The organism is Rhodoferax fermentans (genome assembly GCF_002017865.1).
GTDB classification, from domain to species: Bacteria; Pseudomonadota; Gammaproteobacteria; order Burkholderiales; family Burkholderiaceae_C; genus Rhodoferax; species Rhodoferax fermentans.
This window is the reverse complement of the sequence record NZ_MTJN01000002.1, coordinates 2,318,046-2,338,075: the sequence shown is the minus strand read 5'-3', so window position 1 is coordinate 2,338,075 and position 20,030 is coordinate 2,318,046. Positions and strand designations below refer to the sequence as shown.

General features: G+C 61.3%; 19 protein-coding genes. 10 read left to right on the top strand and 9 right to left on the bottom strand.

All coding sequences use genetic code 11. The features are described 5' to 3' along the window. Position 1 precedes the first annotated feature (1 nt). From RF819_RS10985 to RF819_RS10975, 3 genes are all read left to right on the top strand, one after another. Positions 2-823, top strand: a complete 822-nt coding sequence (locus tag RF819_RS10985; RefSeq protein WP_078365026.1) for an AraC family transcriptional regulator — start codon at positions 2-4, stop codon at positions 821-823. 100 nt (positions 824-923) lie between these two features. Beyond that, positions 924-1,559 carry a LysE family translocator gene (locus RF819_RS10980; RefSeq protein ID WP_078365025.1) on the top strand — a complete coding sequence of 212 codons (636 nt, stop codon included), beginning with the start codon at positions 924-926 and terminating at the stop codon, positions 1,557-1,559. Between the two features lie 60 nt (positions 1,560-1,619). Continuing rightward, positions 1,620-2,258 (top strand): MBL fold metallo-hydrolase, encoded by a 639-nt coding sequence (locus RF819_RS10975; RefSeq protein ID WP_078365024.1) that lies wholly within the window; start codon positions 1,620-1,622, stop codon positions 2,256-2,258. Positions 2,259-2,364: 106 nt separating this feature from the next. Here RF819_RS10975 and RF819_RS10970 read toward each other — a convergent pair whose 3' ends face one another. The 4 genes from RF819_RS10970 to RF819_RS10955 all read right to left on the bottom strand — a co-directional run bounded on the left by RF819_RS10970 (position 2,365) and on the right by RF819_RS10955 (position 6,557). Further along, positions 2,365-3,648 (bottom strand): TRAP transporter large permease, encoded by a 1,284-nt coding sequence (locus tag RF819_RS10970; protein ID WP_078365023.1) that lies wholly within the window; start codon positions 3,646-3,648, stop codon positions 2,365-2,367. Next, the gene (locus RF819_RS10965; protein ID WP_078365022.1) at positions 3,645-4,358 is read right to left on the bottom strand and encodes a TRAP transporter small permease; all 714 of its coding nucleotides are present in this window, start codon (positions 4,356-4,358) and stop codon (positions 3,645-3,647) included. Before RF819_RS10965 ends, RF819_RS10970 begins: the two co-directional genes overlap by 4 nt. 50 nt (positions 4,359-4,408) lie before the next feature. Continuing rightward, positions 4,409-5,404, bottom strand: a complete 996-nt coding sequence (locus RF819_RS10960) for a TRAP transporter substrate-binding protein (protein WP_078365021.1) — start codon at positions 5,402-5,404, stop codon at positions 4,409-4,411. A gap of 118 nt (positions 5,405-5,522) precedes the next feature. Next, complete coding sequence (locus tag RF819_RS10955; protein ID WP_078365020.1) at positions 5,523-6,557, bottom strand: TRAP transporter substrate-binding protein; 1,035 nt, start codon at positions 6,555-6,557, stop codon at positions 5,523-5,525. Positions 6,558-6,579: 22 nt separating this feature from the next. Between RF819_RS10955 and RF819_RS10950 the strand changes: the two genes are divergently transcribed. From RF819_RS10950 to RF819_RS10920, 7 genes are all read left to right on the top strand, one after another. Then, a complete protein-coding gene (locus tag RF819_RS10950) occupies positions 6,580-8,604 on the top strand; it encodes a two-component system sensor histidine kinase NtrB (protein WP_158081263.1) in 2,025 nt (674 codons plus the stop codon). Then, complete coding sequence (locus RF819_RS10945; protein ID WP_078365018.1) at positions 8,601-9,230, top strand: response regulator transcription factor; 630 nt, start codon at positions 8,601-8,603, stop codon at positions 9,228-9,230. The genes RF819_RS10950 and RF819_RS10945 overlap by 4 nt, the downstream gene beginning before the upstream one ends. Positions 9,231-9,397: 167 nt before the next feature. Beyond that, positions 9,398-10,507, top strand: coding sequence for a 6-phosphofructokinase (locus tag RF819_RS10940; protein WP_078365017.1), 1,110 nt, complete (start codon positions 9,398-9,400; stop codon positions 10,505-10,507). A 197-nt stretch (positions 10,508-10,704) separates the two neighbouring features. After that, positions 10,705-11,976: a hypothetical protein gene (locus tag RF819_RS10935; protein ID WP_078365016.1), complete on the top strand. Its 1,272-nt coding sequence runs from the start codon at positions 10,705-10,707 to the stop codon at positions 11,974-11,976. Between the two features lie 6 nt (positions 11,977-11,982). Beyond that, positions 11,983-12,408 carry a hypothetical protein gene (locus RF819_RS10930; RefSeq protein ID WP_078365015.1) on the top strand — a complete coding sequence of 142 codons (426 nt, stop codon included), beginning with the start codon at positions 11,983-11,985 and terminating at the stop codon, positions 12,406-12,408. Beyond that, positions 12,405-14,819 (top strand): putative bifunctional diguanylate cyclase/phosphodiesterase, encoded by a 2,415-nt coding sequence (locus tag RF819_RS10925; RefSeq protein ID WP_078365014.1) that lies wholly within the window; start codon positions 12,405-12,407, stop codon positions 14,817-14,819. The genes RF819_RS10930 and RF819_RS10925 overlap by 4 nt, the downstream gene beginning before the upstream one ends. A gap of 24 nt (positions 14,820-14,843) precedes the next feature. Beyond that, entirely contained in the window at positions 14,844-15,218 is a 375-nt protein-coding gene (locus RF819_RS10920; RefSeq protein WP_078365013.1) for a thioredoxin family protein, read from the top strand. On the opposite strand, the gene RF819_RS10915 is transcribed toward RF819_RS10920, so the two are convergent. The 5 genes from RF819_RS10915 to RF819_RS10895 all read right to left on the bottom strand — a co-directional run bounded on the left by RF819_RS10915 (position 15,215) and on the right by RF819_RS10895 (position 19,955). Then, positions 15,215-16,333, bottom strand: coding sequence for a sulfate/molybdate ABC transporter ATP-binding protein (locus RF819_RS10915; protein WP_078365012.1), 1,119 nt, complete (start codon positions 16,331-16,333; stop codon positions 15,215-15,217). The genes RF819_RS10920 and RF819_RS10915 overlap by 4 nt on opposite strands. Before the next feature lie 141 nt (positions 16,334-16,474). After that, the gene (cysW, locus tag RF819_RS10910; RefSeq protein WP_078365011.1) at positions 16,475-17,359 is read right to left on the bottom strand and encodes a sulfate ABC transporter permease subunit CysW; all 885 of its coding nucleotides are present in this window, start codon (positions 17,357-17,359) and stop codon (positions 16,475-16,477) included. Next, the gene (gene cysT / locus RF819_RS10905; RefSeq protein ID WP_078365010.1) at positions 17,356-18,237 is read right to left on the bottom strand and encodes a sulfate ABC transporter permease subunit CysT; all 882 of its coding nucleotides are present in this window, start codon (positions 18,235-18,237) and stop codon (positions 17,356-17,358) included. The genes cysW and cysT overlap by 4 nt, the downstream gene beginning before the upstream one ends. A gap of 108 nt (positions 18,238-18,345) precedes the next feature. Then, on the bottom strand, positions 18,346-19,347 hold the full coding sequence (locus tag RF819_RS10900) for a sulfate ABC transporter substrate-binding protein (protein WP_078365009.1): 1,002 nt from the start codon (positions 19,345-19,347) through the stop codon (positions 18,346-18,348). 50 nt (positions 19,348-19,397) lie between these two features. Beyond that, positions 19,398-19,955 (bottom strand): RBBP9/YdeN family alpha/beta hydrolase, encoded by a 558-nt coding sequence (locus tag RF819_RS10895; protein WP_078365008.1) that lies wholly within the window; start codon positions 19,953-19,955, stop codon positions 19,398-19,400. Between the last annotated feature and the right edge of the window lie 75 nt (positions 19,956-20,030).

Genomic DNA, 20,030 nt, shown 5'->3' with positions numbered 1-20,030 from the left:
GATGGCCCCTTCCCCTGCCACGACCTCGCCCGCCAGCGCCGAGTTCTGGCGTGACCCGGCCTTGCCATATGCCGAGAGCCGCCGGGCCTGCCACAGCCGTGCCTGTTACAAAGCCCACAGCCACCCGAGCTTTTCTGTGGGCGCGGTGGATCAGGGTTCGAGCCGTTTCACCAGCGCAGGCACCGGACCATCGGTCATCCAGCCTGGCACCGTTGTGTGGGTACCAGCCGCCCACGTCCATGCTTGCAACCCCCTGCCCAACACAGCCTGGAGTTACCAGATGCTGCATCTGGAGGCCAGCTGGCTGCAGGCCCTGTGGCAGGAATCCAGCGTGCCTCCACTGCAGACGGTGCAGCTGACCCAGGATGCCGGTATCTACGCGCGGTTCTGCCAGCTCAATGCTGTTTTGTTTTCTGACGCCAGCACGCCAGAGAAGGAAATCGCCCTGATCGCGTTTTTGGGAGACTGCGCCAGCCAGGGACAGCCTGCCCTGTCGCCGTCCCTGGCCCCAGACAGTCGCCACAAGTTGCAGCCTCTTCTGGCACATTTGCAACACGAGGCGGATGCCCTGATCTCGTTGACCGAATTGGCCAAGATGGCCAACATGAGCCGTTACCAGCTGATCCGCGCCTTTCGCCAAGCCACCGGCCTGACCCCCCATGCCTACCAGTTGAACCAACGCATCAACCAGGCCCGCCATCACTTGCGTGCAGGTGAGCCGCTGGCGGACATTGCCTACCGACTGGGCTTTGCCGACCAAGGACATTTCCAGCGGGTGTTCAAGGCCCATGTGGGTGTGACACCGGGTCGTTACCGGGCCTAGTGGCGGGGTGGCGCACAACACCCAAGGGCGCAATTTTCTTCAAGACAGCAGCGGCAGCGGTCTGCAGACTCCGGGCTTTTGTTCTGGAGGAAGTTGGACCATGATCCCGTCGTTTGTGATGCTTGCCGCTGCCCATTTTCTGGCCTTGTTGTCGCCCGGGCCGGACTTCTTTCTGGTGGCGCGCACCGCGATGGCGGCCGGTTGGCGGGTTGCCAGCGGGGTCTGCCTGGGCATCGCGCTGGCCAACGGTGTGTTCATTGTGCTGGCTTTTGCCGGGGTGGCTGTGCTGCAGCCGGGCAACACCCTCTTCATGCTGCTGCAGCTGGGCGGCTGCCTGTACCTGCTGTACATGGGGGTGATGTTCATCCGCCATGCAGGCCAGAACCCGTTGCGCCAGATGGCAGCCAGCACCGGGCGAACGGCTGCAGCGGTCCGGCTGTGGTGGCGCGGCGCGGGTATGGGCTTTGTGTCGGGCATCCTGAACCCGAAGAACGCGCTGTTTTATGCCAGCCTGGCCACCGTGGTGGGTGCCAGCCAAAGCAGCCCAGCTGTCAAGATCGGCTACGGACTGTGGATGTTTTGTGTGGTGTTATTGTGGGACATTTTGGTAGCAGCAGTCATAGGAAACAAAAGGGTTCTGAGCCAATTTTCCAAAGCCCTGCCGTGGCTGGAGCGGGTCTCAGGTGGGGTGTTGGTTATGTTGGCGGTGGGGGTGCTGGTTGCAATGACCCGCTGACTTCCATGCATACTCAGGCCATTCGCCTGTTTTTTTGTTGTCAGCCACTTCTTGCAAACCATGTTCCAGTACCTCACCCTCCCCGTCACTGCCTTTGATCAAAACTGTTCCCTGGTCTGGTGTGACCAGACACAACAGGCTGCGGTGATTGACCCGGGTGGTGATCTGGATGTGATCCTGGCTGAAGTCAAGCGCCTGGGCTTGACGCTGGGCCAGATATGGCTCACCCACGCCCACATCGACCATGCAGGCGGTGCCGGTGAGTTGGCGCAGCGGCTGGGTTTGCCGATCATCGGCCCAGGTGAAGGCGACCAGTTCTGGATTGACGGCCTGCCCAAACAAAGCCAGATGTTTGGATTTCCACCGGCCCAGCTGTTCACGCCGACGCGCTGGCTGCACGATGGCGACACCGTCACCGTGGGCAACTGCACGCTGCAAGTGCGGCATTGCCCGGGCCATACGCCGGGGCATGTGGTGTTTTACTCACCCGAGGCCAAACGTGCGTTTGTCGGCGACGTGTTGTTTGCGGGCTCGATTGGCCGCACCGATTTCCCGCAGGGGGACCACGCCACGCTGATCGCCAGCATCAAAAACCGTCTGTGGCCGATGGGGGACGACACGGTGTTCATTCCCGGCCACGGACCCGAGAGCACGTTTGGCCGCGAGCGTCGCACGAACCCTTATGTGGCAGACCAATAATGCTGCGTATTAAATAGCTACTCGCCCTTTTAGATAAAGGGCTAGAGGCCAATTTTGCACAAAAAAGCCCGGGAGTTCCGGGCTTTTTTGTGGGTGCCAGGCGGCGCTACATCATGCCCAGCATACGCGGGAACCAGGTGGACATCGCGGGCCAGTAAGTCACTAGGCCCAGAAAGGCCAGCATGGACAGCAGCCACGGCCACACCGCCACGGTCAACTCGGTGATGCCCATCTTGGTGATGCCCGAGGCCACGTACAGGTTCAGGCCCACCGGCGGGTGGCACATGCCCACCTCCATGTTCACCACCATGATGATGCCAAAGTGCACCGGGTCAATGCCCAGCTTCATCGCCACCGGGAACAGGATCGGCGCGAAGATCAGCACGATGCTGGACGGCTCCATGAAGTTGCCAGCCAGCAGCAGGATCACGTTCACCGCCAGCAAGAAGGTGACCATGCCCAGGCCGTTGCCCAGCATCCAGTCGGCCAAGGCCTGCGGGATGTTTTCGTTGGTCATGATGAAGCTGAACAACACCGCGTTGGTGATGATGTAGAGCAACATGGCCGACATGTTGGCCGAGTTCAGCAGCACCTTGGGCACGTCTTTCAGACCCATGTCCTTGTAGATGAACACCGCCACGATGAACGCATACACCGCGCTGATGGCCGCTGCCTCTGTGGGTGTGAACATGCCGCTGTAGATGCCACCCATCACAATCACGATCAGCAGCAGGCCCCAGACCGAAGCCTTGAAGGTGCGCCAGCGTTCACCCCAGCTGGCCTTGGCCAGGCGTGGATAGTTGTACTTGCGTGCACGGTACCAGGTCACGCCGCCCAGCACAGCCGCCAGCGCCAGCCCGGGCACCACGCCGGCCATGAACAAGGCACCGACCGAGGTGTTGGTGGCCACCGAATACATCACCATCACGATGGACGGCGGGATCAGGATCCCCAGCGCGCCCGAGGTGGTGATGACACCGGCGCCAAAGCTTTTCGGGAACCCGGCCTTGACCATGGCTGGCAGCAGGATCGAGCCAATCGCCACCACGGTGGCCGGACTGGAGCCAGAGACTGCGGCAAACAGCGCACAACCGACCACCCCCGACAAGCCCAGGCCGCCGTACCAGTGCCCCACCATGCTGGAGGCAAAGTTGATCATGCGCCGAGCCACACCGCCATGGGTCAGGAAGTTGCCCGCCAGGATGAAAAACGGGATCGCCATGATCTCGAATTTCTCGATGCCGGTGAACAGCTTGAGCGCCACCGACTCCAGCGGCACCTCGGTAAAGCCAAACAAGAAGGTCAGAACAGTGAGGCCGAGCGAGATCGAGATCGGCATGCCGGTGAGCATCAGCGCCAGCAGCAGGATAAAAATGATGGCGGCGTTCATGGCTTGGGCCCTTCTTGGTTCGGGCCTTTGGCGTGTGATTTGCCTTCCAGCGAGTGGTGCAGGTCACGCGGGTGCAGGTTGTCACTCATGGCATACGGGTTGGCATCCACAGCGATGGGTTCGTCCGCCTCCAGACCGTCGACATGGCCGTGGTCATGGTGCGGCAGATCACCGGTTCTGGCAAAGGTCACCAGCACCTGCAAAAAGCGGAAACACATCAGGCTGGTGCCCAGCGGGATGGCGCTGTAGACCATCCAGGTTGGCCACTCCAGGTCGGGGGTGGTCGGGCCTTCAGGTACATCGGTGAGTGTCAGCCCGAGCCAGGTGTAGATGTCGTAGTGGGCGCCGTTCTCCCAGACAAAACGTGTGCCCAGCACCGCCACAATCGCGGTGAACAAGGCGCCGGCAGACAGGCCAAACATGACAAATTTGCCACGTGTGGGCTTGCTCAGCCGGTTGATCAGCACATCCACACCGACGTGGATGCCGGTGCGTACACCGTAGGCCGCACCAAACTTGGCCATCCAGACAAACATGATGATGGTCAGCTCTTGCGCCCAGCTCATGCTGATCGACAACAGCCAGTCCTGCAGGCCCGGTATGGCCAGGCCCGCAGCATAACGGTGCAGCACCGCCACAAAGATGATCAGCGTGGCGCCGCCCATCAGGAAAGTCACCAGCCATTCTTCCAGGTGATCAAGGAGTTTCATGGGAGCAAACACGGCAGAAACGTCTTTATCGCGATGAACAACAGATCAACTCAGAGCGTGCTGGGGTCAAAGCCGGTGGCCTGGTAGATCTGCTGCAAGGTGTCCTTGCCAACACGATCGGCCATCTTGGTGTGCACCGGCGCCATGGCTTTTTTCAGGGCCATGCGTTCTTCCTTGGTGGGCACATACACGGTGGTTTTGCCGCTCTTCTTGACACCGTCCAGAGACATGTCGTTTTCTTCTTGGGCAATCTTGTTGGCGTAGACCGTGGCCTCATTCATGGCTTGTTCCAGCTGGCCACGCACATCGGCGGGCAGACCGTCCCAGAACTTCTTGTTGACGATCACCGCGTAGCCCAGGTAACCGTGGTTGGTCAGGCTCAGGTGTTTTTGCACCTCATGCATCTTCTGGGTGTAGAAGTTGGAGATCGGGTTCTCGGTGCCATCCACCACGCCGGTCTGCAGCGCTTGATAAACCTCAGAGAAAGCCATCACCTGGGCGATGCCACCCACCGAGCGGATCTCTTCTTCGAGCACCTTGGAGGACTGGATGCGGAATTTTTTGCCCTTGTAATCGGCCACGGCCTTCAGGGGTGTGTTGGCCGAGAACGATTTAAAACCATTGTCCCAGTAAGCCAGACCCTTGATGCCCCGGGGTTCCAGCTTGGCCAGCAGCGCTGCGCCCACGGGCCCTTGGGTGACCTTGTGCAGATCAGCCGTGTCATCAAAAATGAAGGGCAGGTCAAAGGCTTCGAACTCTTTCACACCCAGCGGGCCAAATTTGGCCAGCGACGGTGCCAGCATCTGCACCGAGCCAATTTGCAGCGCTTCCATCTCTTCCTTGTCTTTGTACAAAGCGCTGTTGGCATACACCTCCACCTTGACCTTGCCCTTGGTCAGCTCACCCGCTCTCTGGGCGAAGAAAACCGAGGCTTTGCCCTTGGGCGTGTCGGCCGCCACCACGTGGCTGAACTTGATGATGGTCTGGGCGCTGACGCTCATGCCGACAGCTAGCAAGGCAGCGGCGAGGATGGCTTTGAGTTTCATGTTTGTCTCCTGTTGTAAGGGATGGGTTTTTTGCGAGCAGCCGAGAGCGTACTGGCTGGACTCAAGCGCCACAACTGTGGCCTTCAACAGCTAGGGAAAACCCCTAAGTTGCTGGCGCTCAGGCGCTGGGCTGCGCCAACGCGTCTTGCAGCGCCTGGAACCAGTCGGGCCCGATGCGCCGCGCCAAGGCCTGGTGCACCGGCTGCACGGCTTGTTGCAAGCGCGCGCGCTGACTGGGGCTTAAGCTGTGGATGCGGGTGGTGTTGGACTGGCGTAGCGCCGCCAGGGCGGCCTCATTCTGGACGTCGGCAATCTGGCGTGCGTCATCCAAGGCCTCCTGCAGGGCCTGGTAAATCAGCTCACGGTCATCGGCCTGCAGATGTTCCCAGAAACGCTGGTTGGTGACCACCGCATAACCCAGGTAGCCGTGGTTGGTCAGGCTCAGGTCACTTTGCACCTGGTGCATGCCCTGTGTCCAGAAGTTGGAGACCGGGTTTTCGGTGCCGTCCACCACACCTGTTGCCAGAGCGCGGCGGGTTTCGCTAAAGGCCAATGTCACCGGGCGTGCGCCCAGGGCTCGCATCTGGTCGGCAATCACCCGCGAAGCCTGCACCCGCATGCGCAGGCCAGCAAAGTCGGCCGGTGTCAGCAGGGGCCGGTTGGCACTCATCTGTTTGAAGCCGTTGTCAAAGAAACCAAGCCCCACCAGGCCCTGGCGCTTCAGACCGTTGAACAGGCGCTGGCCCAGCGAACCCAGGGTGACACGCCGCACGTCCGACAGGTCTTCAAACAGGAAAGGCAAATCAAGTAACTCAAACTCAGGCAGGCCAATGCGTCCGAACTTGGACAACGAAGGCGCCACCATGTCCACCGCCCCGAGTTGCAGCGCCTGCATCTCGTCATGGTCACCATAGAGCTGGCCGTCCGGAAAAACCTGTACCGTGATGCGTCCGCCCGAGCGCGCCTCCACCAGCGCCTTGAAGCGACTGGCGGCCCGGCCCTTGGGGGTGTCCTGCGCCACAACATGGGAGAAACGCAAGGTGATCGGGGCACGCGTATTGGCCAGACCCGCCACCGGTGCCAGCAGGCCGGTGGCCAGCGCCCCCAGCCATTGGCGGCGCCCGGCAAGAAGGGGGTAAGCAAAGGTGGGCATGATGGCTATTATGCGCAGGCACATGCCACGTTCTGCCCCACCCGCCGCTGACCATGCCCTGGACTTTGCCCTGCTACAGCAGTCGGTATCGCGCCAGCCTGGGCGCAACCGCCGGGCGGTGTGGTGGCTGCTCGGGCTGCTGGCGCTGCTGCTGGGCTCGGTGGTCACGCTGCTGCTGTACCTGAACAATTTTGAGGCCGAAGAGTCAGCCCGCCGCCGCGCCGCCGACGCGCAGTGGCTGGAGCAAAGTGTGCAGTTCCACTTTCGTCGCCTGGAAGATGACCTGCTGGTGCTGGCACGCCAGGCGGCCAGTCCGGCGGCCAACCTGACGCCACCAGCGGTGCCCAAAGGGGGATTGTTGTCGCTGGAGCCAGGGGTGTTGCTGGACCGCGGCTGGATCGCGGTTGGCCAGTCTGTGGCTGCTTCGGGCGGGCCATCGCGCTGGTTCAGCGACGCTGTGGCCCACCCGGCCAACGCCCAGGCGCAGCAAACCATGCAGGCCACCACCGAAGGGTTGCGCCGCGCCGCCTTCGCCGGTGTGATGTTGCGCGCGGACGGTTCTCCCACCGATGTGGTGTGGCTGGCCGTGCCGTTTTTTGACCGCGGCCAGTTTGTTGGCAACTACCTGGCCGCAGTGTCCCTGGAGCGCGCCTTGGCCGCGCTGATACCGACCTGGTTTTCGCAAGACCACCAGGTGCGTCTGATCGTGGATGACGCCGCAGCCAGCCGCTCTGGCTACCGTGTGGCGCTGAACCTGCCGGGCACCGATTTGTTTGTCCAGGTCGATCGCACCCAGGCCGAGCCCACCACCGTGCCAAGGGTCTTTTTTTTGGTGGCCCTGCTGTTTTTGCTGGGCATGCTGGTGGCCCTGTTTGCGCTGCGGCGCGACTTTGTCAAACGCCGCCAGGTGCAGGCCTTGCTGCAGGCCCAGGTGGCGCTGCGCACCGCGATGGAAAACTCGGTCACCACCGGTTTGCGCGCCTGGGATCTGCAGGGCCACATCTTGTATGTCAACGAGGCTTTCACACGCCTGGTGGGCTACAGTGCCAACGAGTTGCTGGGTCTGAAGATGCCGTTCCCATACTGGCCACCCGATCAGCATGATTTTTTGGTCCAGGTGCACGAGGGCATCATCGCGCGCGGTACCTCGGGCAATGGGGTGGAGGTGCAGTTTGCTCACCGAGACGGCCACCTGATTGATGTGTTGATCCACGAATCACCGCTGACGACCGCTGATGGCGAGCAGATCGGCTGGATGAGCTCGGTGCTGGACATCAGCGAGCGCAAACGTGCCCAGCGCATGGCCGCCCAGCAGCAGGAAAAATTGGAGGCCTCGGGCCGGCTGATTGCGGTGGGCGAGGTAGCCTCGACGCTCGCACACGAGCTCAACCAGCCGCTGGGTGCCCTCAGCAGTTTTGCCAATGGCCTGCTCAACCGCCTGGCCGACAGCACGATCACCCTGAACGAGTTGTTGCCGGTGGTGCAACGCATGGCGCGTCTGGCGGACCGGGCGGGCGGCATCATCCGGCGTGTCAATGACTTTGCCCGGCGCCGTGAACTGGTGCGCCAGCGGCTCGATCTGGTGGCGTGTCTGACCCGTGTGCTGGCGGCGCGCAGCGAAGGCGACGGCACACCCGCGCAGTGGCTGGCGCCAGCGCAGCCGATGTGGGTGGAGGCCGACGAACTGCTGCTGGAGCATCTGGTCAACAACCTGGTGGGCAACGCGCAGGACTGGGCGCCCCACGGCAGCACCCCGGCCCAGGTGTGGATCGATTTGCGCCAGGACCCTGCACACGGTCTGGCCGCCCTGTCGGTGTCTGACACCGGACCAGGGGTCAGCGACGAGGCGCTGTCGAGCATCTTCAACGCCTTTGTCAGCCACAAGGAAGGTGGCATGGGCATGGGGCTGGCGATCTGCCGCTCGATCGTCGAGGCCCACCACGGTCGCCTGGAGGTCGGGCGCGACCCGGTGCTGGGCGGTGCCCGGTTTACCGTCTACCTGCCGCTGGCCCAAGGGCCGGCGCAACTGCATGAGGGAACACCATGAAACGACCTGGATTGCACATTGTTGATGACGACCCCGACGTCCGCGACGGCCTGGCCTGGCTGTTTGACTCGCGTGATTACACACCCACCACCTGGGACGGTGGGGCGCCTTTTCTCGACGCGTTGCGTCAGCGAACCGGTGCCTGGGAGGCCTCGGTGGTCTTGATGGACCTGCGCATGGCGCCCTTGTCGGGCCTGGCCACTTTTGAGCAGCTCAAACTGCTGCGTTGTCCCTGGCCGGTGCTGTTTCTGACCGGCCATGGCGATGTCAGCATGGCGGTGGCGGCGGTCAAGAACGGCGCCTGGGACTTTCTGGAAAAACCCTTCCAGGACAACGAACTGGTGGACCGGGTGGCGCAGGCGCTGGTGGCCGCCAGCGCGGTGCAGGACGATGATGCCGAAGCCAAACGCCTGCGCCAGGCGCTGGCGGTCTTGAGCCCACGCGAACGCGAGGTGCTCGACGAGCTGATTCGCGGCCACTACAACAAGACCATTGCCGAGCACCTGGGCATCACCGCGCGCACGGTGGAGTTTCACCGCGCCAACATTTTCGAAAAGATGGGGGTCAGCTCAGCCATTGAACTGGCCCACAAGCTGGGCCGCCTGCAGCCTATGGGTTCCCAGTGAATAAAGTGGAAAAATGCCCTCTAGCCCTTATCAATAAAGGGCGAATAGCTATTTTTATTGACATCAAGTTGTTTTACGAATGTAACTGGCGGGGTACAAATGGCCGAGTGCTTACGGCACAATTCAGACACTGGACCAAAGATCAAATTTAACTGAGGACCCTTCGCATGACTAAACCTATCAAACGTATTGCCGTCTGCACAGGCGGCGGTGACGCCCCCGGCCTGAACGCCGTGATTCAATCGGTGGTGATCGCCGCCGACAACCTGGGCTGGCAGTGTTATGGCATTCGCGACGGGTTCAACGGCATCATGTTCCCCGAGCGTTACCCCGAAGGCGGTGTCTACCGCCTGACCCGTGACAAGGTGCGGGGTATCGGTCACCTGGGCGGCACCATTCTGGGCACCACCAACAAGGGCAACCCACTGCATTTCCCGGTCAACATGCCCGACGGCACAACGCGCGAGATTGATCGCTCGGACGAGTTGCTGACCTATTTCGCCACACACGAGATCGACGCGCTGGTGTCCATCGGTGGGGATGGCTCCCTGACCATTGCCGATGCGCTGCACCGCAAGGGCCTGCGGGTGGTGGGTGTGCCCAAGACCATTGACAACGACCTGGACAAAACATACACCACCTTCGGTTTTGATACCGCCGTGGGTTTTGCCACGGAATGTATCGACCGACTGCACAGCACCGCCGAGAGCCACCAGCGTGTGATGGTGGTCGAGGTGATGGGCCGTTACGCCGGCTGGATTGCCCTGCACGCTGGCATTGCTGGCAACGCCCACGCCATCCTGATCCCGGAGATCCCGTTTGACCTGGACCAGGTCACGGCCAAGCTCCTGAAACGCGAGGCCGAAGGTCACCTGTACTCCATCGTGGTGGTGGCCGAGGGTGCCCTGGCCAAGGACGGCAAACGCGAACTGCTGGCGCCGGCTGAGACAGGTCGCGCTGAGCGTCTGGGCGGCGTTGGCGAGAGTGTGGCCGAAGCCTTGGGCAGGAGCACCGGCAAGGACACCCGCGTGGTGGTGTTGGGTCACCTGTTGCGTGGCGGCAGCCCCACCGCGTTTGACCGGTTGGCGGCCCTGCGTTTTGGTGCCGCTGCTGTGCGCGCGCTGGATGCAGGCCAAACCGGCGTGATGGTGTCCCTCGGTGTCAACGGTGTGGACTATGTGACGCTGGAAGAAGTCGCGGGCCACATCCGCAACGTGCCGATGGACTGTGACTCCCTGCAAACCGGGCGTGACCTCGGCATTGCTTTCGGCGACTGAGGTCTTTCGCACCACGGGTGCCCGAGGCACCCGGCCCGATTGGGGTTTTCTGGTGCAGATGCGTGTTGAGTAGACCCGATTAAGGGTGTGCAACTGGGTCAATTCTTGGCCCGATGCTTGTTCAATTTTGGTACACTCTTTTTGCCATCACTGCCCTTGTTGTAGAGGGGTGTCGGCATCGGGGTTGGTCTATCAGCATGCACATCGCTCATCCTTATCGCGCAAACAAGCCTTGGCCACTTTGGCAACGGCTTGGCGTCAGCGCATCGGTCTTTCTGAGTCTGAGCTGTCCGGGCGGGGTCTGGGCGCAGGATGGGCTGGCTGCGCCTGATTGGCCCAGCATCAGCCTGCATGGTTTTGGCACCCTTGGTGCCACCCGCGCGGACACCGACAGCGCCCAGTTTGTGCGAGATCTGTCGCAACCCAATGGCGCTGGCACACGCTGGACCAGCAAGGTCGACAGCCTTCTGGGCCTGCAGGCCAATGTCCAGCTCAGCCCCAGTACCGAAGCTGTGGTGCAGGCGGTGACCCGCTACCACGCCGACTCCAGTTACCGGCCAGAACTGACCTGGGCGTTTTTGCGGCACGATTTTTCCTCCGATCTTTCCCTGCGTGCGGGACGCCTGGGCACCGAGTTCTACATGCTGGGCGACTCCCGGTTGGTGGGTTACTCCAATATCAGTGTGCGACCAACGCCCGATTTTTACGGTTCGCTGGTGTTCTCCTACATCGATGGTGTGGACATGAGTGCCACCCTGCCGGTGGCGTCGGGCTTGCTCATGGGCAAAGTTTTCTGGGGTCAGTCGCCTGAAAAAACGCCTTATGCACCCAGCATCCTGTGGGACCTGCATGGTTCCACCTTGATGGGGGGAAACCTGGATTACAGCGTTGGCCCCTGGCAGGTTCGCTTGAGCCATGTCCAGGTGCGCTTCAACCATGAAATGCCGGTCGACGCCTTGTTGCGGTCCATTGGCAATCCCCTGCAGGGTGTCTCCTATCTGTCCTTGGTGCCGCAAATGGCCATGGCAGATAGCCGGACGACCTTCAACTCGCTTGGGCTGGTGTATGACCAGGGCCCCCTGAACGTGCAACTGATGTTGAATCAGATCAAGCACGACGGTGCAGCCTATGCCGACACCAAAGCCGCTTATGCATTGGCAGCCTACCGCTTGGGTTCGGTGACACCCTACCTGGGCGTGTCACGCAGTTTCTCCGATCTGGAAAAACTGCCCTCCAGCGCAGTGCCAGGCGTCAATTCGCTGACCTCCTTGCTGGTAGCGAAAAGTGTCACCAACCAGAACACCTACACCGTGGGTGGTCGCTGGGACGTGCAAAAAAATCTGGCCCTCAAGGCCCAGGTGGACTGGGTGCATGGCAAACCAACATCCAGTTTCCCGTTCAAAAATGTTGAGTCCGACTGGGATGGCCGCATGACCGTCTTCAGCTTGACGCTGGATTTTGTGTTCTGACCGACCATGAAAATCTGGCAAGCAAGCTTGTTCGTGGCGCTGTTGGGGCTAGGCGCAGTTGGCTGCGCCGAACCGGTGGTGGTGGTGAGTACCGCCAGCACCATCACCCGGCTTGGCCAGGACGATGTTGTCAATATTTTCCTGGGGCGTTACCGCAGACTGCCCACAGGTGGCACAGCCGTGCCCATTGACCAGCCTGAGAACACGGCCCTGCGTACCGAGTTTTACCGCAAGCTGGTCAACAAAGAACCCAATGAGATCAGTGCCTACTGGGCTCGCCTGCTGTTCTCCGGCAAAACCTCACCTCCGCTGCAGGCAGCCAACGCCAATGAGGTGATGCTCTTGTTGGCGGATCAGCCGGGCGGCATTGCCTACATTGATCGCAGCCAGGTCGACCGGCGTTTTCGCATCGTGATGGAATTCCCTCGATGAGGCAGCCCCCACGCGCACTGACGGCGGCTTGGCGCCTGCGCGGATTGTTGGTGCGCTCGACCTTGGCGGTGATCGCCACATCCCTGCTGGCCGGTTTGATTGCCGTGGCCTACACCGCCCATGCCACCAGCCAACGTGCCCATCTGGCGTCACAGACACGTCTGGCCGAGCTGCTTGACACCATGGAGAGCACCCTGGCGGTGGCGTGTTTCGTCAAAGACCAGACGCTGGCCTACGAGCTGGCGCAGGGGCTGTTGAACAACTCCGATGTGCTGGCGGTCAGCATCTCGACCGAAGAAGAATTGCTGGCAGACAAACGCCGTGGGCCGTCCACCGGCGCCACCAGCGGCCCCTCACTCAAGCGCCTGATCTACTCCCCCTTTGACAAGCAGAAACTGGTCGGCCGGATTGTGCTCACCCCCGATCCCAAGGTGATCAACGCCCGTATCAGTGAAGAGGTTTGGCTTGCGGCGATTCAGCTCAGCTGGCAGCTGGGCATGGTGACCTTTGCGGTGGTGCTGATGATGCTGTTGTTCATCGTGCGCCCGATACAGGCCATGTCGGACCGCCTGCACCGGATGGACCCCACGGCAGGTGAGCGCCTCGCCATACCGGCCAGGCATGGCAACACCGAAATCGGCCAGCTGGTGGTGGACATCAACGCCTTGTCGGACCGCCTGACCGGCGCCCTGGCGACCGAACGTGAACTGCGTTTGCAGGGTGAAATCGACGAGAAGAAGTTCCACACCATTTTTGACAACGCCGAGTCGGGCCTGTTCCTGATGGACGATCACGGGGACTTGTCATCCTGGAATCCGGCTTTTGCGGGGCTGTTTGGCATCAGCCAGCAGTCTTCACACGGGATGTTGCCCGCACTCAACATCAAACAGCTGCCCTGGCAGAGCCCGGGCCAGATGGACGGGCTGCTGCAAAGCGCGTTACGGCAGAACACCGCGGTGACCCAGGACCTGCAGGTGCAGATGCCTGGCAGTGGGCGCAGCTGGATCAACATGGTGCTGCGCTGCGTGGGTGACAAGCTGCTGCAAGGTGTGATGCACGACGTCAGCCACCTCAAGGAGTCGGAAGCCTCGGCCAGGCAACTGGCCATCACCGACCTGCTCACCGGCCTGGCCAACCGCCAGGGTTTGCAAGACCGGCTGCACGCCTATGTGCAGGACTATGCGGCGTCCAAACAAGGTGGTTTTGCGCTCTTGCTGGTGAACCTGGATGAGTTCCGGCGCATCAACGAAGGCATGGGGCTACCCGCTGGTGATGCGATCCTGCAGGCCACCACCCGCCGACTGTCGGCCTGTGTCAACAGTGACGACACCCTGGCCCGTCTGAGTGCGGACAACTTCGGCATCATCTTGAACCACATCACCCAGGGTGAAGCCGTTGACCGCATTGTCAGCCGCATCGTGCAGGCGATCCGCCAGCCCTATTTTGTGGATGGTTCTCCGATCAGCCTGCATGCCAGCATTGGCGTGGCCTTGTTCCCGAGTGACGGCTTTGATGTGCCATCGCTGCTGCGCCAGGCGGAGCTGGCCATGGACAGCGCCAAATCGGCGGGCGGCGACAGCCATGTGTTCTTCAACCCGCTGCTGACCGAAGCCGCAGAACAACGCCGGCACATGGAACGTGACCTGCGCAGTGCCATCCGCAACCATGAGTTCGTGTTGTTTTACCAGCCGGTCATTGATCTGGTGACCCAACGCCTGTGTGGTGCCGAGGCCCTGATCCGCTGGCGCCACCCGACCCGTGGCCTGGTCATGCCCGACAGCTTCATCCCGCTGGCCGAAAAAACCGGCTTGGTGGTCGAGATGGGTCTGATGATGCTGGACGTGGCCTGTCAGCAACTGGTCAGCTGGCAAAACCAGGGCTTGGACTACAGCTTGTCGCTCAATGTCTCCGGCAGGCAGATCCCGGACGGGTTACCACCGGCCAAACTGCAGGAGATGGCGCGGCGCTACAGCATTTCACCCTCGAAACTGGCGCTGGAGATCACCGAAGGCGTGATGCTGCATGACATCGAGAAGTCGCTAGGCTGGCTCAATGCGGTGCATGAACTGGGGTTCAAGGTCTACCTGGATGACTTTGGCACCGGTTACTCCTCACTGTCTTACCTCAAACTGTTTCCGGTGGACACCTTGAAGGTCGACAAGTCCTTTGTGCGTGACATGCAAGACGGCAGCAACGAACACACTCTGGTGGGCGCCATCATCGCCATGGGCCGCAGCCTGGGCCTGGATATAGTCGCCGAAGGGGTGGAGTTACAAAGCCATTTGACGGCGCTGCAACGCATGGGCTGCCACTATGCACAGGGTTATTATTTTTCACGGCCCGTGCCAGCTGAAGAGTTTGACGCGGTCGCCACCCGGGTCACGGCACTCTTGGCAGCACCCCAGCCCTGATGTGATCTGGACCATTCTGAACTGATGTCAACAACTTCCCCTTACCCCGATGCGCTGCTGGTGGTTTGCCTGTGTGCCGCCTGGTGCAACGTCTGTGAACAATACCGCAGCACGTTCGCCCAGGTGCAGGCCAATGTGCAGGCGGATCACCCGCACACCCAATTTCTCTGGCTCGACATCGAAGACGAGTCCGAGGTGCTGGACCCATTGGATGTGGAGAACTTCCCCACCCTGCTGCTGAGCCGGGGTGCTGCGCCCCACTTTTTTGGCACGATCACGCCACAAGCTCACACCCTGGAGCGGCTGGTACGCGCGGCATTGGCAGACCCGGCTGCCGCCCCACTGGCCGACCCGGCTGTGGCTGCCCTGGTGGCGCGGGTCGAGGCCTGGCGTCCTTAAATCCCCTCACCCTCGGCCACAAACACCCGTGCCCGGCGCGGTGTCAACAACACCGTGTCACCTTCCTGAAAGCCCTGGTCGCGGTAGAGCTGGGCCGGGATATGGGCTTCGATGATGTCGCCACTGCCGGCAGCGGTGGCATCAGCAGGCACCAGCTCCAGTCGGGCTGTGGGCCCAACCACCATGGCGCGGGTCAATTTGGCGACGATGCCACTGACTGGTTGTGCCGCATTGGCGCTGGCCACATACCGCTGCACTTCCAGATCGTGCGGACGCACATAGGCAAAGGCCTTGCTGTCTTGCACCGTGCTGTGTTCGGGGGTGACGAGGCGCAGACCCTGCTGGTCTTCACCAATCAGCATCTCCCCCTCATGGGCACGGCCATGGAACAGGTTCACATCGCCCAAAAAGCCATACACAAACGGGCTGGCCGGGTGGTCCCAGACCTCTTGTGGCGAGCCGATCTGCTCGACCTGGCCGCTGTTCATCAAAACCACCCGGTCTGCCACCTCCAGCGCTTCTTCCTGGTCGTGGGTGACAAAAATGCTGGTCACATGTAAATCGTCATGCAAGCGGCGCAACCAGCGGCGCAATTCCTTGCGCACCTTGGCATCGAGCGCGCCAAAGGGCTCGTCGAGCAGCAGCACCTGCGGCTCCACGGCCAGCGCACGCGCCAGGGCAATCCGCTGGCGTTGCCCACCCGACAGCTGGGACGGGTAACGGTCAGCCAGCCAGTCAAGCTGCACCAGGCCCAGCAGTTCGTGCACCTTGTCCTTGATCACCGCCTCTGAGGGGCGGATCGCCTTGGGCTTCATGCGCAGGCCAAAAGCCACGTTGTCAAACACACTCATGTGGCGAAATAACGCGTAATGCTGGAACACAAACCCGACATTGCGCTCGCGCACATGTTTGTCGGTGGTGTCAGCGCCGTTGAACAGGATGTGGCCCCGGTCCGCTGTTTCCAGCCCGGCGATGATGCGCAACAAAGTGGTCTTGCCGCAACCGGATGGCCCCAGCAGGGCGACCAGTTCGCCCGAGTTGATCTCAAGGGACACATCACGCAGGGCGTGAAAGTTGCCAAAGTCTTTGCTGACGTTGCGGATGTCGATGCTCATAGAAACTCTCTAGAAAAAGCAATGTGGGTGTGAGCTGCTGTCAGGCCAGAAACACCATGGAGTCGGCTCTGCCGGGCCACAGGTGTTGCCCTGCAAGGGGGTGGTCTGGCGACACGAAGTGCGCGAAGCCTGGGGTGTGCATCATGTGCTGGGCCGCTCAGGCGGCAGGTCAGCAGCGGCCTTCTGGTCGCGTTCAAACTGCCACTCAACCACCGACTTGATCAACAAAGTGAGCAGCGCAAGCAATGCCAACAAGGACGCTACCGCAAAAGCAGCCACAGACTGGTATTCGTTGTACAAAATCTCCACATGCAAAGGCAGCGTGTTGGTCTGGCCGCGAATGTGGCCTGAGACCACCGACACCGCGCCAAACTCACCCATGGCGCGAGCGTTACACAAGATCACACCGTAGACCAAGCCCCACTTGATGTTGGGCAGGGTCACGTGCCAAAAGGTTTGCCAACCGGTGGCGCCCAGAACAATGGCCGCTTGTTCCTCGTCGGTGCCCTGCGCCTGCATCAGCGGAATCAGCTCACGCGCGATGAACGGGAAGGTGACAAACACCGTGGCCAGAATGATGCCGGGTACGGCAAACACAATTTTGATGTCGTGCTCGGCCAGCCAGGGCCCAATCCAGCCCTGCGCACCAAACATCAGCACATAGATCAAACCCGCCACCACCGGTGAGACCGAGAACGGCAGGTCTATCAGCGTGGTCAAAAACGCCTTGCCCTTGAACTCGTACTTGGCCACGGCCCAGGCCGCCGCCACACCAAACACCAGGTTCAGCGGCACCGCCACGGCGGCAGTGAGCAGGGTCAGGCGGATCGCGCTCCAGGCGTCGGGTTCGCGCAGCGCTTCCAGCGCGGCGGGCAGGCCTTTGCGCAAGGCTTCGGTGAACACCGCCGCCAGTGGCAACAGCAAAAACAAAAAGACAAAAGCCAGGGCCAGTGTGATCAGTGACCAGCGCACCCAGGTGGGCTCGGTGGTGCCGGCATCCGCGCGGCGCAATGTGCGTGTGCTCATGTCTTGCCTCCGGCGCGGCGGCGCTGCCAGCTTTGCAGGCCATTGATGACCAGCAACAGCACAAAGGAGATACCCAGCATCACCGTAGCCACAGCGGTGGCACCAGCGTAGTCGTATTGCTCCAGCTTGCCGATGATGATCAGCGGGGTGATCTCGGACACCATGGGCATGTTGCCAGCGATAAAAATCACCGAGCCGTATTCACCCACCGCCCGCGCAAAAGCCATGGCAAAACCGGTCAACAACGCGGGCGCAATGCCCGGAAAAATCACATACCGAAAGGTCTGGAAACGTGAGGCACCGAGGCAGGTGGCGGCTTCTTCGAGTTCTTTTTCTGCGTCTTCGAGCACCGGCTGTACCGTGCGCACCACAAACGGCAGGCTGATGAAAATCAGCGCAATCACCACGCCATTGGCGTTGAACGCCAGCTGGATGCCCAGTGGCTCCAGATACTGGCCAACCCAGCCATTGCCCGCCAGCAGGGCGGTCAACGAGATGCCCGCCACGGCGGTGGGCAACGCAAAGGGCAGATCCACCAGCGCGTCGATGATCTTTTTGCCCCAAAAGTCGTAACGCACCAGCACCCATGCCAGCAGCAGCCCGGCAAACACATTAAAAAGCGCCGCCAGGAACGAGGCACCAAAGGTCAGCCGATAGGCGGCCAACACGCGCGGGCTGGCCACTGCGGTCCAGAACTCGGCCCAGGTCAGAGTGAAGGTCTTGAACAACAAGGCCGACAGCGGGATCAGCACAATCAGGCTCAGGTAAAACAGCGTGTAGCCCAGCGTCAGGTTAAAGCCCGGCAGCACGCGTCTGGCCGGGCGCTTGCCCGTTCCGGCCAGCGCTTGGGGCGAGATGGGTATGGTTGCGGTGGTCATGGGGTGTCCAGTGCATGCTGATCCTGCCCGCCGTCATGTAAGCCAGGCTGGCCCGGCCAGACCGCACTTTGCGCGGACTGACCAGTGGCACAGATCAGAAAAGGCGGTTTACTTGACGGTGTAAAGCTTGTCGAACTGGCCACCGTCGTTGAAGTGCACTTTTTGCGCTTCGGTCAACGAACCAAAGTAATCACTCACCGCAAACAGCTGGATCGGCTTGAAGGTGCTGCTGTACTTGGCCAGGATCTTGGGGTTGCTCGGGCGAATACCGTGTTTGGCGGCAATCTCCTGAGCTTCGTCGGAGTACAGGTACGTCAGATAGGCCTTGGCCAGCTCAGCCGTGCCTTTTTTGGCCACGCTGCGCTCCACCACCGCGACCGGGTTCTCCGCAATGATGCTGACCGAGGGGTGGATGGCATCGACCTTGCCCGCGCCAAACTCGCGGTCCACCGACACCACTTCCGATTCAAACGTGATCAACACGTCACCGATATTGCGTTGCAAAAAGATGGTGGTCGCATCACGCCCACCCTTGGCCAACACCGGCACGTTCTTGAACAACTTGCCCACAAACTCGGCTGCCTGTGCATCGGTGCCACCGGTCTTGCGCACATAACCCCAGGCCGCCAGGTAGGCCATGCGGCCGTTGCCACCGGTTTTGGGGTTGACCACAATCACCTTCACATCGGGTTTGACCAGGTCGTTCCAGTCCTTGATGCCTTTGGGGTTGCCGTTGCGCGTCAGGAACAACATGGTTGACGAGGTCGGTGCTGCGTTGTGCGGGAAGCGTTTGGCCCAGTCCTTGGCCACGATGCCGCTGCTGGCCAGGAAATCCACATCGGTGGTCGTGTTCATGGTGACCACATCGGCGTCGAGCCCGTCATTCACCGCACGCGCCTGGGCGCTGGAGCCGCCATGCGACTGGTCAATCTTGACGTCCTTGCCGGTGGTTTTTTTGTAGTTGGCGACAAAAGCGGTGTTGTAGTCCTTGTAGAACTCGCGCGCCACATCGTAGGAGGCGTTCAACAAGGTGGTCTGTGCAGACACAAAAGTTGTAGCTGTCAGCCCAATGGCCGCAAGGGCTAGAGTGATATTTTGTTTAAATTTCATGGGTGTCCTTGGCAGAAAAAGAGGTGATATCAAAAGGCTTGTGATAGGTATCAGGCGGCTACAGCCACCGGCGGTGTCTGGCTGTCGGCCTCGATGATCAGTGACTGCAGCAGCGCCAGCCCCAGTGGCCAGGGGCCAAAGCCCGCGTCCAGGTTGATGTGGCCGGCATTTTGCAGCCGAACAAATTCACTGCCCCAGGCACGGGCATAAGCACCAGCGGTGCGCACCGGGCAGAACGGGTCGGTGTTGCTGGCCACCAAGATGCTGCTGTAAGGCAGGCGCTGGTAAGGCACCGGGGCAAAGTCAGCCAGCACCCCCCGGCGCTCGGGGTCGGCCGGGGCCACCAACAAGGCGCCCTGGATGTGGGCCGTCACCTCAGTTGGCAAATGGGTGACGGCGATACAACCCAGGCTGTGCGCCACCACCACCACGGGTCGGTCTTGCGCCAGGATGGTGCGGCTGATCGACGCCACCCAGGCTTCACGCGAAGGTGTGTGCCAGTCGTCCTGCTGCACCCGCACCGCACCCGGCAACTGCGCTGCCCAGAGGCTTTGCCAGTGGCCGGGTGGCGAGTCTTGCCAGCCAGGGACGATGACGATCGGGACCATGATGTGCGGTGCTTGATGAAGGTTAAGAACGAAACAAGGCCGCATTGTGAGAGGGCTCGGTTCAAACACAAACGA

What these genes read in the sequence shown, in the direction of transcription:
- RF819_RS10895 (WP_078365008.1), bottom strand. Translation starts at nt 19,955, where the DNA reads ATGGTCCCGATCGTCATCGTCCCTGGCTGGCAAGACTCGCCACCCGGC.
- RF819_RS10965 (WP_078365022.1), bottom strand. Translation starts at nt 4,358, where the DNA reads ATGAAACTCCTTGATCACCTGGAAGAATGGCTGGTGACTTTCCTGATG.
- RF819_RS10915 (WP_078365012.1), bottom strand. Translation starts at nt 16,333, where the DNA reads ATGAGCATCGACATCCGCAACGTCAGCAAAGACTTTGGCAACTTTCAC.
- cysT (WP_078365010.1), bottom strand. Translation starts at nt 18,237, where the DNA reads ATGACCACCGCAACCATACCCATCTCGCCCCAAGCGCTGGCCGGAACG.
- RF819_RS10945 (WP_078365018.1), top strand. Translation starts at nt 8,601, where the DNA reads ATGAAACGACCTGGATTGCACATTGTTGATGACGACCCCGACGTCCGC.
- RF819_RS10975 (WP_078365024.1), top strand. Translation starts at nt 1,620, where the DNA reads ATGTTCCAGTACCTCACCCTCCCCGTCACTGCCTTTGATCAAAACTGT.
- RF819_RS10980 (WP_078365025.1), top strand. Translation starts at nt 924, where the DNA reads ATGATCCCGTCGTTTGTGATGCTTGCCGCTGCCCATTTTCTGGCCTTG.
- cysW (WP_078365011.1), bottom strand. Translation starts at nt 17,359, where the DNA reads ATGAGCACACGCACATTGCGCCGCGCGGATGCCGGCACCACCGAGCCC.
- RF819_RS10940 (WP_078365017.1), top strand. Translation starts at nt 9,398, where the DNA reads ATGACTAAACCTATCAAACGTATTGCCGTCTGCACAGGCGGCGGTGAC.
- RF819_RS10920 (WP_078365013.1), top strand. Translation starts at nt 14,844, where the DNA reads ATGTCAACAACTTCCCCTTACCCCGATGCGCTGCTGGTGGTTTGCCTG.
- RF819_RS10900 (WP_078365009.1), bottom strand. Translation starts at nt 19,347, where the DNA reads ATGAAATTTAAACAAAATATCACTCTAGCCCTTGCGGCCATTGGGCTG.
- RF819_RS10970 (WP_078365023.1), bottom strand. Translation starts at nt 3,648, where the DNA reads ATGAACGCCGCCATCATTTTTATCCTGCTGCTGGCGCTGATGCTCACC.
- RF819_RS10955 (WP_078365020.1), bottom strand. Translation starts at nt 6,557, where the DNA reads ATGCCCACCTTTGCTTACCCCCTTCTTGCCGGGCGCCGCCAATGGCTG.
- RF819_RS10935 (WP_078365016.1), top strand. Translation starts at nt 10,705, where the DNA reads ATGCACATCGCTCATCCTTATCGCGCAAACAAGCCTTGGCCACTTTGG.
- RF819_RS10925 (WP_078365014.1), top strand. Translation starts at nt 12,405, where the DNA reads ATGAGGCAGCCCCCACGCGCACTGACGGCGGCTTGGCGCCTGCGCGGA.
- RF819_RS10985 (WP_078365026.1), top strand. Translation starts at nt 2, where the DNA reads ATGGCCCCTTCCCCTGCCACGACCTCGCCCGCCAGCGCCGAGTTCTGG.
- RF819_RS10960 (WP_078365021.1), bottom strand. Translation starts at nt 5,404, where the DNA reads ATGAAACTCAAAGCCATCCTCGCCGCTGCCTTGCTAGCTGTCGGCATG.
- RF819_RS10950 (WP_158081263.1), top strand. Translation starts at nt 6,580, where the DNA reads ATGCCACGTTCTGCCCCACCCGCCGCTGACCATGCCCTGGACTTTGCC.
- RF819_RS10930 (WP_078365015.1), top strand. Translation starts at nt 11,983, where the DNA reads ATGAAAATCTGGCAAGCAAGCTTGTTCGTGGCGCTGTTGGGGCTAGGC.